General features: G+C 42.6%; 16 protein-coding genes. 1 reads left to right on the forward strand and 15 read right to left on the reverse strand.

Translation table 11 applies throughout. The features are described 5' to 3' along the window. Positions 1–36: 36 nt before the first annotated feature. From ACFOHL_RS15365 to ACFOHL_RS15435, 15 genes are all read right to left on the reverse strand, one after another. A complete protein-coding gene (locus ACFOHL_RS15365) occupies positions 37–888 on the reverse strand; it encodes a spondin domain-containing protein (RefSeq protein WP_376921128.1) in 852 nt (283 codons plus the stop codon). 15 nt (positions 889–903) lie between these two features. Next, entirely contained in the window at positions 904–1,746 is an 843-nt protein-coding gene (locus ACFOHL_RS15370; protein WP_376921129.1) for a spondin domain-containing protein, read from the reverse strand. Positions 1,747–1,984: 238 nt separating this feature from the next. Continuing rightward, positions 1,985–2,245 (reverse strand): 30S ribosomal protein S17, encoded by a 261-nt coding sequence (gene rpsQ, locus ACFOHL_RS15375; RefSeq protein WP_376921130.1) that lies wholly within the window; start codon positions 2,243–2,245, stop codon positions 1,985–1,987. Next, entirely contained in the window at positions 2,245–2,436 is a 192-nt protein-coding gene (rpmC, locus tag ACFOHL_RS15380; RefSeq protein ID WP_376921131.1) for a 50S ribosomal protein L29, read from the reverse strand. The genes rpsQ and rpmC overlap by 1 nt, the downstream gene beginning before the upstream one ends. Next, positions 2,436–2,849, reverse strand: coding sequence for a 50S ribosomal protein L16 (gene rplP, locus ACFOHL_RS15385; protein ID WP_376921132.1), 414 nt, complete (start codon positions 2,847–2,849; stop codon positions 2,436–2,438). Before rplP ends, rpmC begins: the two co-directional genes overlap by 1 nt. A 2-nt stretch (positions 2,850–2,851) precedes the next feature. Next, the gene (gene rpsC, locus ACFOHL_RS15390) at positions 2,852–3,556 is read right to left on the reverse strand and encodes a 30S ribosomal protein S3 (RefSeq protein ID WP_284218688.1); all 705 of its coding nucleotides are present in this window, start codon (positions 3,554–3,556) and stop codon (positions 2,852–2,854) included. 9 nt (positions 3,557–3,565) lie between these two features. Next, positions 3,566–3,898: a 50S ribosomal protein L22 gene (rplV, locus tag ACFOHL_RS15395; RefSeq protein ID WP_376921133.1), complete on the reverse strand. Its 333-nt coding sequence runs from the start codon at positions 3,896–3,898 to the stop codon at positions 3,566–3,568. A 12-nt stretch (positions 3,899–3,910) separates the two neighbouring features. Next, the gene (gene rpsS / locus ACFOHL_RS15400; protein ID WP_284218686.1) at positions 3,911–4,186 is read right to left on the reverse strand and encodes a 30S ribosomal protein S19; all 276 of its coding nucleotides are present in this window, start codon (positions 4,184–4,186) and stop codon (positions 3,911–3,913) included. A gap of 15 nt (positions 4,187–4,201) precedes the next feature. Further along, a complete protein-coding gene (rplB, locus tag ACFOHL_RS15405; RefSeq protein WP_376921134.1) occupies positions 4,202–5,026 on the reverse strand; it encodes a 50S ribosomal protein L2 in 825 nt (274 codons plus the stop codon). 11 nt (positions 5,027–5,037) lie between these two features. Further along, positions 5,038–5,340, reverse strand: a complete 303-nt coding sequence (gene rplW, locus ACFOHL_RS15410) for a 50S ribosomal protein L23 (RefSeq protein WP_376921135.1) — start codon at positions 5,338–5,340, stop codon at positions 5,038–5,040. Beyond that, a complete protein-coding gene (gene rplD / locus ACFOHL_RS15415) occupies positions 5,337–5,942 on the reverse strand; it encodes a 50S ribosomal protein L4 (protein ID WP_376921136.1) in 606 nt (201 codons plus the stop codon). Before rplD ends, rplW begins: the two co-directional genes overlap by 4 nt. Before the next feature lie 17 nt (positions 5,943–5,959). Beyond that, a complete protein-coding gene (gene rplC / locus ACFOHL_RS15420; protein ID WP_376921137.1) occupies positions 5,960–6,598 on the reverse strand; it encodes a 50S ribosomal protein L3 in 639 nt (212 codons plus the stop codon). A 19-nt stretch (positions 6,599–6,617) separates the two neighbouring features. Next, positions 6,618–6,929, reverse strand: a complete 312-nt coding sequence (gene rpsJ / locus ACFOHL_RS15425) for a 30S ribosomal protein S10 (RefSeq protein WP_232360004.1) — start codon at positions 6,927–6,929, stop codon at positions 6,618–6,620. A 514-nt stretch (positions 6,930–7,443) separates the two neighbouring features. Next, positions 7,444–10,284 (reverse strand): tetratricopeptide repeat protein, encoded by a 2,841-nt coding sequence (locus ACFOHL_RS15430; RefSeq protein WP_376921138.1) that lies wholly within the window; start codon positions 10,282–10,284, stop codon positions 7,444–7,446. 343 nt (positions 10,285–10,627) lie between these two features. Continuing rightward, a complete protein-coding gene (locus ACFOHL_RS15435) occupies positions 10,628–11,578 on the reverse strand; it encodes a choice-of-anchor A family protein (protein WP_376921139.1) in 951 nt (316 codons plus the stop codon). A 602-nt stretch (positions 11,579–12,180) separates the two neighbouring features. On the opposite strand from ACFOHL_RS15435, the gene ACFOHL_RS15440 reads away from it, so the two are divergent. Beyond that, the gene (locus ACFOHL_RS15440; RefSeq protein WP_376921140.1) at positions 12,181–14,397 is read left to right on the forward strand and encodes an ATPase, T2SS/T4P/T4SS family; all 2,217 of its coding nucleotides are present in this window, start codon (positions 12,181–12,183) and stop codon (positions 14,395–14,397) included.

Below are 14,397 nucleotides of genomic sequence, written 5' to 3' on the forward strand. Positions count from 1 at the left end.
CTCCTTCACACAAGTAACTTAACTACTCACACTAAGTTACCTACTACGTGTTACTACAACCTTTGCTGTTGGGTTATCAAATCTATCACTTTGATTTAGTACCGAAGTGGATAAACCCTCTTTACTAGGATCATCTGCATTCATCGCGGTGACAACGCCTGCGTGTACCCGAACTGCGTCAATCAAATCGTCACGCACCTCGCTAAAACCAGCAGCTGCACCACCACCTCCGGCTGCGACGGCGGCTGGTCCGGGCATCGTATCGGCGGTTTCTGTATTCGCTTCTGTACCTGCATCCCAAGTGATGGTTGTGAAAGCAATGCTTTCTCCAATTTCCATATTGCTGATATCGTATGCGGTGACACCAGTAAAGGCATCGTTAGTATCGATTAGCATAGATGTTACCGTTAGATGTAGGTTATCTGCATCTAACGCCGGCACCACTAATGTCACAATATCGCTTTGCTTGCCTGGAGGAATAGGCCCTGTTCCTGGAGCAGCATCCAAGAACTGAATGGCATCTTGTGCTTCACTAATTACCATTGCAGGGCTACCGCCTTCAGCTAATACTTCAATCCCGATAGAAGCAGGTTTACCTTCTTTAAATGCATAATACCCAGGTTCATGAGCAATAACTGCAAGCGGTGCCAAAGGCTGCCCGTGCGTCAGATTTTTAACCACTATATTATAGGTCGCTAAACTACCACTTGGTCCCTCAGGCCCTTGATCGCCTTGAGGTCCTTGTGGACCTTCAGGCCCAGCCGGACCTTGCTCACCCTGAGGTCCAGTGGGTCCTTGTGGACCGGTCGCACCGTCATCACCGCTACAAGCAGCTAAAACACTTACGCCGAGAGCGATGACTAGAGTTTTTAACTTAAAATCTTTCATGCCATACCCCTTAGCTTAAGATGCTGGAACAACAATGGTCACTTTTGCAACAGGGTTTAACCATCTGTGAATAGTAGAATTGAGATCACTTGCACCTTCTGTAGCTGACGTGTCTCCCAAGGTATTTCTGTGAACATGAATGGGACCGTCCGTACCATCGATAACCTCAGTTGCGACGCCCAAAGCATTGCCTTCAGCATCGATTCCTACTTTTGCGCCAACACCAGAGCCACCCACACTCATTGAGGGCATAACAGGTGGTGCACCGGCACCGGCTACGCCAGGCGCACCAAATCCACCAAGTGGGGTTCCCCCTTCAGCTGAAATATCTGTTCGTAAGCTATTTAATTCGTCGTTTAACTCAGTACCCGCATCGTATGCATTTAAATAATAATGGTAAGTACCGGGTGCAGTGGGTATTTCAATACTATCCATGCCAACAAATGCATCATTTGTTGGAATTAGCATAGTGGCTAATGATAGCAATGGCTTATCCATTGTGTCGAAGGTGTAGGTCAAAGTAGTCGCTGGTGCAACTAAACCACCAAATTTATGCCAAGTATTGGAGCCATTATCTGAATCGGCTGGACCAAGCGCAGATTCAAAATTTTGACCGATAGAATTTGCATCATCTGAATCGTCTATCACACCGGCTTCAGCTAACCAAGTGAGAGGGGTAGAAGCCTCTTCACCTACTTCGTAAATATCAGCTGCATCAGTGTGCGCTACAACTAAACGCGGTGTAAAATAATTGCCCTGTGTTAAGTTTGTAATACTCAGTTCTATTTCGACAGCTTGCGCAGTCGCAACAGATGCAAAACTTACAGCTGCAAATGCAGCAAATTTACGTAATTTCATTCTTTGCTTCCTGTGGTTAAATTCATTGTGTTTGAGTAACGAATTTAGTTTGGAAGGAAATTCTCACGTAATTGTCACATTGTATTCACAATTTTATTTTTATTTCTTGTCAAATTAATCAAGATTGAACTAGAGAGGAAACTTTTACAGAGGCAGGAAACTAGGGGGGAATTAACAAACGTTTGATAACAAAAAAGGTTGCCGAGGCAACCTTTTTATACGACTAGTAAAGCAAAAATTAAATAATTGTTGCTTTCTCTACAACGTCAACCAAAGTCCAAGTTTTACTCTTAGAAATTGGACGACACTCACGTAGAGTCACTGTATCACCAATATTACAAACATTGGCTTCGTCGTGTGCGTGTACTTTAGTAGAACGCTTAATGAACTTACCGTAAATTGGGTGCTTCACGCGACGCTCAATTACAACAGTAATAGACTTGTCCATTTTGTTACTGGTAACACGACCTTGAACTGTACGGATTTTTTGTTCAGACATTACGCACCTGCCTTTTCAGTTAAAAGTGTTTTCACACGTGCGATGCTGCGACGTACCGTTCTGAGTTGGTCAGTTTTTTCAAGTTGACCAGTAGAGTGTTGCATGCGCAAGTTAAACTGCTCACGGAGCAAGTTTAACAACTCAGCATTCAACTCTTCTACACTCTTTTCTCTTAGTTCTGTCGCTTTCATTACATCACCGTCCGAGTTACAAAGGTTGTTTTAAACGGCAATTTAGCAGCTGCAAGTGCAAATGCTTCACGCGCCAATTGTTCTGGTACACCTTCCATTTCGTATAAAACACGACCTGGTTGAATTTGGCATACCCAGTATTCAACGTTACCTTTACCTTTACCTTGACGAACCTCAAGAGGCTTCTCGGTAATTGGCTTATCAGGAAAAACGCGAATCCAGATTTTACCTTGACGTTTTACGTGACGAGTCATAGCTCGACGTGCCGCTTCGATTTGGCGAGCAGTCATACGACCACGGCCAATAGCTTTTAGGCCAAATGTACCGAAACTTACCTTGCCACCGGCAATTGCAAGACCACGGTTACGACCTTTATGCTGTTTACGAAATTTCGTACGCTTTGGTTGTAACATTATTAGCCCTCTCGCTTAGCGCCACGGCCTTTCTTCTTTTGAGGTGCAGGAGCGGGTTGCTCTTGCTGGAGCGGCAAACCACCCAACACTTCACCTTTAAAGATCCAGACTTTAACGCCAATGATACCGTAAGTAGTCAGTGCTTCTGAGGTAGCGTAGTCGATGTCAGCACGGAAAGTGTGTAGTGGAACACGACCTTCACGATACCATTCGCTACGAGCAATCTCAGCACCACCAAGACGACCGCTTACTTCTACTTTGATACCTAGTGCACCAATGCGCATTGCATTTTGTACCGCACGCTTCATAGCACGACGGAACATAACACGACGCTCTAACTGACTTGAAATGCTGTCAGCTACTAGTTGTGCATCTAGTTCAGGCTTGCGAACTTCAGCAATATTCACTTGCGCAGGTACACCTGTTAGCTTAGTGATATAATTGCGAAGTTTCTCTACGTCCTCACCTTTCTTACCGATAACAACACCAGGGCGAGCAGTGTGTATAGTCACACGGATGCTTTTTGCTGGACGTTCGATAACGATTTTAGAAAGAGACGCGTTTTTAAGTTCTTTCGTCAAGTACTGACGTACTTGATGATCGCTGTATAAATTGTCGGCATATTCTGCTGTATTAGCGTACCAAGTTGAATTCCATGGCTTGCTGATACCCAGGCGTATACCGGTAGGATGAACCTTCTGTCCCATAATCTACTCCTAGTTATCCGCCACAACCACAGTAATGTGACTGCTACGCTTGAAAATACGATCAGCACGGCCTTTGGCACGTGGCTTAATACGCTTCATAGTTGGGCCTTCGTCAACAAAGACTTTTGCGACAGTCAATTCATCGATGTCTGCGCCTTCATTGTTTTCAGCATTCGCGATAGCAGATTCAAGAACTTTTTTGACTAAGCCAGCGCTTTTCTTAGGGCTGTAGCTCAAAAGCTCAAGTGCTTTTTCTACGTGCAACCCACGAATTTGATCTGCAACTAAGCGTGCTTTTTGAGCCGACGTACGAGCAAAACGGTGTTTAGCTAATGCTTCCATTTTTATCTCCGATTAACGTTTGGCTTTCTTATCCGCGACATGGCCACGGTAAGTACGCGTAGGCGCAAATTCGCCCAATTTATGACCAACCATCTCGTCACTGACATATACAGGAACGTGCTGGCGACCGTTATGGACCGCAATGGTCAACCCAATCATATCTGGGATGATCATGGAGCGACGAGACCAAGTTTTAATTGGTTTTTTGTCGCCCTTTTCCACTGCAGCCTCTACCTTCTTCAGCAAGTGCAGGTCAATAAAAGGACCTTTCTTGAGAGAACGTGGCATGGTGAATCCTCGCTATTACTTGTTACGACGACGTACGATAAGCTTATCAGTACGCTTGTTGCTTCGGGTTTTCTTACCTTTAGTAGGAACACCCCAAGGAGTTACTGGGTGACGGCCACCAGATGTACGACCTTCACCACCACCGTGTGGGTGGTCAACCGGGTTCATGGCAACACCACGAACTGTTGGACGAATACCTCTCCAACGCGTTGCACCAGCTTTACCAAGTGAACGAAGCATGTGCTCAGCGTTACCTACTTCACCGATAGTCGCTCGGCAATCAGATAATACTTTACGTACTTCACCTGAACGTAGACGAAGCGTAACATAAGTACCTTCACGAGCTAGGATCTGTGCGTAAGCACCAGCAGAACGTGCAATTTGTGCACCTTTGCCAGGCTTCATTTCAATGGCGTGAACTGTTGTACCAACAGGCATGTTGCGCATAGGCATAGCATTACCTGCTTTAATAGGTGCATCAGAACCAGATTGTACTGCATCGCCAGCTTGTGCCCCTTTTGGTGCCAAGATGTAACGACGCTCACCGTCTGCATAAAGCACTAAAGCAATGTTTGCAGAACGGTTAGGATCATATTCTAAACGCTCAATTTTAGCCGGTATCCCGTCTTTATTGCGTTTAAAATCGATGATACGGTAGTGTTGCTTATGACCACCACCGATATGGCGAACGGTAATTCGACCATTGTTATTACGACCACCGCTTTTGCTGTTTTTGTCTAGCAAAGGTGCATGAGGTGCGCCTTTGTGTAGATCAGGGTTGACTACCTGAACGACGTGACGACGACCAGCAGAAGTAGGTTTAGCTTTCATTAATGGCATGTCTAATCCCCTTACTCAGCAGCCGCACCGACGAAGTCGATATCTTGACCTTCTTTAAGTAAAACATACGCTTTTTTCCAATCGCTACGTTTACCCATTCTTTGGCCATGACGCTTAACTTTGCCTTTGCAATTAACTGTACGAACAGATTTCACTTCAACTTCAAACAACTTTTCAACCGCAGCTTTAATCTCAAGTTTGTTCGCATCTTTTGCAACTTTAAATACAAACGTGTTTGCATCTTCAGCAGCAAGTGTTGATTTTTCTGAAACATGAGGTGCTAAAAGCACTTTTAATAAACGTTCTTCGTTCATGCTAAAGACTCCTCAAGTTGCTTGACTGCATCTGCTGTCATTAGTACTTTTTCAAAAGCAATAAGACTCACAGGGTCGATACCTTGAACATCACGAACGTCAACTTTGTAAAGGTTACGTGCAGACAAGAAAAGGTTCTCATCTAATTCGCCTGTAACAATCAATACATCGTTCAGTTCTAGTGCGTTAAGTTTAGACAGAAGCTCTTTAGTTTTTGGTGCTTCAACACCGAACTTCTCTACAACCACTAAACGTTCCTGACGTACCAACTCGGAGAGGATGCTCTTTATCGCACCACGGTACATCTTTTTATTTACTTTTTGCTCGAAGTTACGAGGCTTAGCCGCAAAAGCGCGACCACCGCCAACCCAAATTGGGCTGCGGATTGTACCAGCACGTGCACGGCCAGTACCTTTTTGACGCCATGGTTTTTTACCACCACCGCGAACTTCTGAGCGAGTTTTTTGCGCTTTAGTACCTTGACGAGCACCAGCACCATAAGCCACAACGACTTGATGTACTAACGCTTCGTTGAATTCACGTCCAAAAGTGGCGTCTGATACTTCAAGAGCGCTGTTAGCGTCTTTCAATGTTAATTCCATCAGTTCACTCCTAAACGTTATGCTTTAACAGCCGGCTTTACGACTACGTCGCTGCCAGTTGCGCCAGGTACAGCACCTTTAATTAATAAAAGGTTGTTTTCTGCATCAACACGTACTAGTTCCAAAGATTGCGTTGTCACTTGCTTGTTACCAAGTTGACCAGCCATTTTTTTACCTTTGAATACTTTACCTGGTGATTGGTTTTGACCAATTGAACCCGGTGCACGGTGAGACAAAGAGTTACCGTGAGTCATACGCTGAGAACTAAAATTCCAACGTTTGATCGCGCCAGCAAAACCTTTACCTTTAGAGGTACCCGCTACGTCTACTTTTTTGGTGTCATTGAAGATTTCAACAGTGATTTCACTGCCTACTTCTATTTCGGCACCTTCGCCATCATTTAGGCGGAATTCCCAAAGACCACGACCAGCTTCTACGCCAGCTTTTGCAAAGTGACCCGCTTGCGCTTTGTTCACGCGGTTCGCTTTTTTAGTGCCAGTGGTCACTTGCAGTGCGCGATAGCCGTCAACTTCGTCAGTACGTAACTGTGTTACACGGTTTGGGGTCGCTTCGATAACAGTCACAGGGATAGACGCACCATCTTCAGTGAAGATACGAGTCATGCCTACTTTACGACCGATAAGACCAATCGACATTGTTATTACCCTCTTCTTGTTAGCCTAGGCTGATTTGAACATCAACGCCGGCAGCCAAGTCCAATCTCATCAAAGCGTCAACTGTTTTGTCAGTTGGTTCAATGATATCTACTAAACGCTTATGCGTACGTATTTCGTATTGATCACGTGCGTCTTTATTTACGTGAGGAGAAATCAACACGGTGTAACGCTCTTTGCGAGTAGGAAGTGGAATAGGTCCACTAACTTGTGCGCCAGTACGCTTAGCTGTGTCAACGATCTCCGCCGTAGATTGATCGATCAACTTGTGATCAAACGCTTTAAGACGAATACGAATTCTTTGATTAGCCATCGATTAAGCTCCAATCGAAAGAACAAAAAAATTCACCTTTTCACTCCTTTAACTTTCTTATTAAAAGTTGGATGAAAAGATGTGCGTAAACCGATAACTCCTTATTGGAGTTCTGTTCATATGTCAGCTTGCTTTAGCGACAACCATTAAAATGCTTGTCATTTGGCGTGGTAAAAACCTAAAGAAGTGAAATCACTCATTGACCTAGAATTTTACCGCTAACTCACGTCGCTAACTAAAAATCAACTTAGTCTGCTAGACAGTGGGCGCGAATTATACAGGTATTGTCCTATTGGTCAAGCGTAAATATAGAATTTAACTTAATAATATTTTTGCCCCTACGACGGCAGTTTATCACGATGGGATGATACAGGGCAGTTCCCCTTACTTTTGTCGTAAAAACGCTACGAGTATGTCCATATTAAGCTTTAATTTTTCATCCATGAAAAATAAATTTTGCGACAAAAGTAAGGGGAACTGCCCTGTATTATCCCACCGTGGGTAGTTTATGAACTCAGGTTTTATTTGATTTAAGTTCTGCAAGCAAAATTAAAATATCTTGTTTGTGCGTAAAGTTTGCCTCATTACTCTCTAGCACATTCTCTAGTATGTCGATGGCTTCCGCTTTTCTTGACAATTTTTGAAGCACGAGAGCAAGACGATATTGTAAACGGGGCGACAAACTATTTACGACACTTGCCTCGCGCAGTAGACCTAAGGCCTTTGAATACTCGCCTTGTTTAACATGCGCCCAAGCAAGCGTTTCTAGTATTCTAGGGTTATCCGGCTCGAGCCTATGCGCCTCGCTTGCGTAGCGCAGGCTTTCCTTGGGTTCGATGGAGAAGTACAAATCAGCCAGTCGGTTCAACAAAGCCGCTTGATTCGGCGCATTTTCTGTATCCAATATATATTCGTAATCTTTAATTGCAGTTTCAGTAGAACCAAAATAATAATGATATTGTGCGCGTAAGCTTCTAAAAAAATATTCGTCATTCAAAGAGATTGCATGATCAACCGCTTGTAAAAATGATTCTGGTGCGTAACCTTTGCTAACTAGAGCATACATTTTGGCCAGAACAACTTGATTCAGTGGCTCGCCGCTGAGTAGTTCTGTGTAAGTATTTTGTGCTTCTTGGTAACGGCCTTGAGAGATCAAAAGCTCCGCACTAAAAAGATGTATTTCATCGTCCTTTGGAAAGGATTTACGCAGGACTTTTAATACATTACTAGCCTCTGTTTGCTGTCCTACTGCCATCAACAACTTAGCATAATCAAGCTCTATTTGCCTCTGACCTGAGTATACGCCTCTGAGTTTTTCAAGCGCTTTCAATGCAGAGCTAGTTTTGCCCAAGGCTTTATACAAATCACTCTGCGATTTATACAACAAAGGCTGCTGTTGAGCTAAGTAGCTCAGTTTGTTTGTTTCTTTTTCCGCCTCTTCAAAATCCCCAAGTTTAATATGCAACCTAGCTTTTTGAATGACATAAATTGCAGTCGTTGCAAATTTTCGCGTAAGGATACTTACTTTCTCTAAGGCTTTGGAATAGTCACCTTTTACAATCAAAAAATCGACAAAAAGATTGATCAAACTTTCGTTTAGTGCGTTTTCTGACAATAACTCTGTATATATCGACTCAGCGGCTTCGTAATCTTGTAGACCCGCATAGCTAGTTGCCAGTTCCAGTTGATGACTCAGCTTATGCTCATTCAAGTTCAGTGACTCGTCTTGACTACTCACCTTCTCCAAATTGAGTAGTATTTTTTTCGCATCGCTATAGCGCCCTAAACCATTTAGCGCAACGGCTTTATTAAATAATAAATCGTCATCTTTACTTTTGTACTGTTCTATTTCATGGTCTATCTGCTTTATTGCTTCTTCGAAATTAGCTTGCTTGATTTTTAAGCCAATTTTTAATTTTGCAATTGAGAGCCTATTTGCACCACTAGACTCCAAAGCATGAATGGTTTGTGCAACCCTGCCGTATCGTCCTAGATTTAGATTTGTTAGCGCATAAGTGTATAACACAGCTTGATTGTCTGGATACAACACGGCGATTGAATCTAAATGCTTCAAGGCCGCTGACTTGTCATCTCGCTGCATCAATACTTTTAACTCAAAAAGAGAAAATTGAGGCAGCTTGTTATACTGTGTGCGAAGCTTTTCAACTAACTCACTCGCTTTGTACACCTGATTGTTCGCTAGATATAAATCACCAAGAAAAAGACCGTGCCGCAAATTGTTAACAGCGAGGTTTTCAAGCTTTGAAAATATCGACAATGCCGAAGGATAGTTCTGTAATTTTACGTGTGTTTTGGCAAGTAAAAATGCAGCATCAATGCTAGCTGGGTTAAGAGCAAAATACGCATCAAAATCTGTTAAGGCTAATTCAAATTTCGATTGAACGTAGTTGACCATCCCCCGCAAATAAATGAGACTCGGCTCTATCGCTATCGCATCTTTTGACAGCTTAGACAAATTTGCTTCTAAGGTTTGAAAAGCCTTTTCACTATTGTCTTGAGACCCAGCTTGCTCCCCTAGCCACACACTAGCGAAGTTCACATATGGATCTTGCGGGTACTGATTCAGAATCTTATTTGATAAAGCTAATGCATCATCAAATTTGTCTTGAAAAATATAAATATCCGCTAAATTTCGAGAAATAATAATTGAACTTGGCGCAATATCGTAAGCTTTTTTAAGCATCAACTCAGCTTGAGCTAAGTCCCCTTGCAATCGATGATATTGACCAAATAGACGCAAAGTTTCTGGGTTTTCAGGTGAAAGTGAACGGGCTTCCAATAACAACCGCAGTGCTTCATCATAATCATTCTCACCCAGTGCTATTCTGGATAGACTATTCAAAGCACTCAGCTTATGGGAAGGCTTTAGGAGTAGTTCGTTTAAAATCGATTTTGCACACACCAAATCTTGAATACTGATACAGGCTTCTGATTTTAAGTATTGCCATCGATAAGTATTTTCTTCACTCAATGGCGCTTTAAATCGCACGGAAATTAAGCGTTCAAATTGCTGTGCGCCCAACAACGCGCGCCCCCAGTCAACCACAAATAAATTGATATCCGCCCCTCTGTACTCGGCTTCGGTAAATTCTTGCTCAGCAGCAGAAAAAAGTTTTTTGTTTAATAACACTTTACCCATCAATATTTTTGCAGGTAAATAGTGAGGGCTATCTTTAAATACGTTTTTTAAATGGATAAAAGAAGATTCAAAGTCATCGTTTTTGTATGCAACTAGGGCACTCTCATAGCTATTAATATGCTCTTCAGTCGCAGACAAGGAAAGCGTATAAAAAAGTAAAATAAAAGAATAGAGGGTACCGAGCCTGATCAACATTGAGGAATCTAAAAACCTTGTGCACAAGTTATAGTGTAATTTAAAGGCTGCTTGTCTTTGACTTGTGTTGTTTGAATGCTCGATTTACAACGTATTTCATGAAAATTGCCTAGCTTAAAAGGACAAAATTTCACTACACAGCTTTTGGTATTGGCCAAGCTAAAGCATGTCAGTTTCATTCAGAGCAACTAAAGATTTGCAACTTACCTAATACATGTTTTCTGCTGTAACTAAAAAAACATTAGTACTAACTGAAAAAGTGACTACTTAAATGAGTCACTTTTCATAAAAACTATGCTTGCACAGAAAACATCAACAACCGTTAGAATTTGAAATGAAATGCCTACTTTTTTCGTCTCAAGCCAATGTAAAGTAGACCTGAAATTAACAACAAAAGCACCGCCGGAGCTGGGACAGGAACAGGACCGCCACTTCCATTAAAGGTGAAATTATGAAACTCACGCGCTCCAGTGAACGACAGAGCGGCATACGCGCCATCAACATTTGCGCTACCAAAGGTATGAGCATAAGGCGCTAAAACAGAGCCTTTGACATTTAACGAACCGAAATCGATTCTAGTTGCATCGTAAAAATTCCATAGTATATTCGAGAATGCTTGTGCGCCATTGAACCCGTTATTCAGGTTTATGCCGAGGTTAGCGATATTGATTTCATTGTTCGATAAACCTTCGGTAGACACATTGATGATAACCGTACGATTATCAGTACCACTTAATGACAGATTGCTGTTTTGTTTAAAAATGTCTTTAGCTTTTACATCGAATACGACTTGTTCATCGTTTCCGCTATACGTAAACTGGCCATTATCAAAAGAGCCATTGGCCTGCAAACCCGAAAAATACGCTGTATCTGCATGAAGCTCAGAGACAATATCGGAAATAGAAACATCAGGCTTGTGGATAAGTTTTGCGTCATCCCCATCATTTAATTCGATGGAAGTATTGTCATAAATCTTACCACCATAAACAAAATTATTGTCTTTCAAGACTCGAATTTGCACATGACCGCCATTCACATCCCCGACATTGCCGACAACGGTCACCGCATCTATTGCAATATCAGTATTCTCAAGACGACTTCCGAACTCTGCGGCAACATTCGCATTCAAGTTACCACCAATAACAGCTGAACCCTCAACGTCACCGCCAGTGAAGTTGTAATCTTCGATAAGGATAAGGTTGTGTTTACCAATGGTATTCTCTACAGAAAATACAAAAGGAGCCGCACTTAACACCAACAAAGTGCTAATTGTTTTAAGAAAAGAAATCTTCACGCTCATGCCCTTAATTAAACTAAGTACTGAAATACTTGCACTTATACTTCTAAACAACTTCTTCAAAATAACTAGACAATTAAACAAAGCTATCTAATTGCTAAGCTAAAGAGCATAACGCCCAAATTTGCTATTAACTAAATTGAATATTAACTGATATGACCAGCTAAGTCACCTTAAACAATATTAACTATTATGCATTTTACAAGCCAAAAATAATAAACACATAAAATCAAATGTTTAGCACTAAGGTAAATTTAACTGTAAAAATATCCGACATAGGCACAAACTACTTGTGCCTTTAGGCATCACGAATGTAAGTACTCGATGTGCGAGTCTTCTCCCACTCTGATTGTTATTAACAATTTCAACCATGGCACATCGATGCTGAATAATAAGAGACAAGACCGTCACACCGGGTTAAGCGCCAAAGCCTAATTCATTCAAGTATTTAGCTCTAGTGGCCGATAAGCGAGCATAGACCTATTCGGTTTATAATATTATACGCTAGACGTGAGTACAGCTTACCGAAAGTATGCCAAATCGGATAATATAGCTTTGGGTTTAATTTCAGATAATTGTTAAAGGAAGATGCTATAGCAATGCATGATCAGTCGTCGTCAAATACAGTGTTGTCAGAAGTAAATAAACGGCTGCAAGCACATCCGACACTTACCGCAGCATTTAAGGAGGTTGAGCCACTTATCCTTGAAACGTTTGGTGCAGTTCGGATGTCTTTATTTCAACGAAGGCGCCAACACCAAGATCTAGTTGCTAGGTACAAGACAGGAAAAGAAATTCGCGAAATAAAAGTCCCCATCAGTCCACTCTCCGTCGCTGGCTACGTTGCCATGGCGCAACAAGCACTCATCATTAACGATCCCTACGACGACGAACTACTCAAGCAAGTACACTTTAGGCTGCGCTTTGACAAAAAGTTTGACAAAGAAAGTCAATTCAAAACAGACAACATTTTGTGTGTACCGGTGATAAACGCTGGGGTATTGATGGGCGTAATGCAAGTTATCAATAAATCTGCAGGTGACTTTTCCCAACATGATCTCGAACTCGCCTCACAGATTGCCGACACGCTTGGGGATAAATTTCGATATGAGCTAGGCGGTACAAAAAACCCTTTTGACTACCTTGTTCATCGTGGTCTAGTTCAGCAAAAACCTTTAGATGACATATGTGACAATAGCAGTCCCAAACAAATCATCCAACGACTGATTTCAGAACTTAGAGTCAAGGAAGACGACATTGGTGAGGCATTATCGGTACATTATCAAGTGCCTTATATCACGTATTCTCCCGACATCTACCACTTACATCAAGGCAACGGAAAGCTGAATATGTCTTATCTGAAACGCAACCATGTGGCGGTGATTTCAGATATTAGAGAAAATCCCATCGTATTAATGCTCGAACCCAATAATGCTGCACTATTGATGGAAATTGAAAGTGCACTCGGTATCGATAGTTACGAGATTGCCGTCGCTTTACCCAATCAAATACTTCAATATCTTGGCGAAACAAGCGCTGGCGCTGGCCCCGGAGAAATGGATGAAATTCTCGATGAAATTGGCACATCACTGGAAGAGGACGACGACAGTGTTGATGAAATGGCAGAAGATGCGCCAGCAGTCGTTAGACTCGTTAGCCGTGTGCTTCAAGATGCTAAGCGCTTAAATGCCTCTGATATTCATGTTGATCCAGAAAAAGGCGCACCGACTCGTGTAAGGATGCGTATAGACGGCGTTATCAGGGATATTACTCAGGTTCCGGCCTCCCATCACAGTGCAGTCATAGCCAGAATCAAGATCATGTCAGGGCTCAACATAGCCGAAAAACGTATTCCGCAAGACGGTAAGTTAGCATTTAAGATGTCGGGACAATCCGTTGAGGTGCGTGTCGCGACGATTCCAACGGTAGCGGGTGAAGGTGTTGTGATGCGAATTTTGGCAACAGGTGGCGCCATGCCGATAGAAAAAATGAACCTCATGCCCAACAATATGACGCGCCTAGAAAAAATGATCGTAAAACCACACGGTATCTTGTTAGTTGTGGGACCAACCGGATCGGGTAAGACAACCACGCTTCACGCTGTATTAGGCTATCTAAATACACCTGAAAAGAAAATATGGACTGCAGAAGATCCCGTGGAAATTACTCAACCTGGATTGCAACAGGTGCAAGTCAGCCCTAAAATAGGCTTTACCTTTGCCAATGCACTCAGAGCGTTCTTACGTGCGGATCCAGATATTATTTTAATTGGTGAGATGCGTGATAAAGAAACCGCTCATGCCGGTATTGAAGCATCATTAACTGGTCACTTGGTTTTATCGACTTTACATACCAATTCAGCGCCCGAAACCATTACACGCCTGTTAGACTTGGGTCTTGACCCCGTAAATTTTTCAGATGCGTGTGTGGGTATACTGGCACAACGACTTATCCGTACCTTATGCGGTAACTGCAAAGAACAATATACTGCTTCACCTGAGGATATTGCGTTTATAAAACGACAATATGGTGAAGAATGGTTTGAAGAATTAAATATCAATGGCGAGTTGCAGTTGTATCGAAACAAAGGCTGCGACGAATGCGGTGACACCGGCTATAAAGGCAGAACGGGGGTACATGAGCTTCTTGAAATGACCGCTGAACTTAGGTCACTGGTATATAAAGAAGCCTCAGTCAACGATATGAAAAACCAAGCCATGTCCGACGGTATGCGGACACTAACCCAAGATGCCGTTTTAAAAGTCTTGAAAGGTGACACCGATATTGCTCAAGTACAGACACTAAGTGGCCACTAG

The sequence above is a fragment of the Agaribacter flavus genome (assembly GCF_042646125.1).
GTDB lineage: Bacteria > Pseudomonadota > Gammaproteobacteria > Enterobacterales > Alteromonadaceae > Glaciecola > Glaciecola flavus.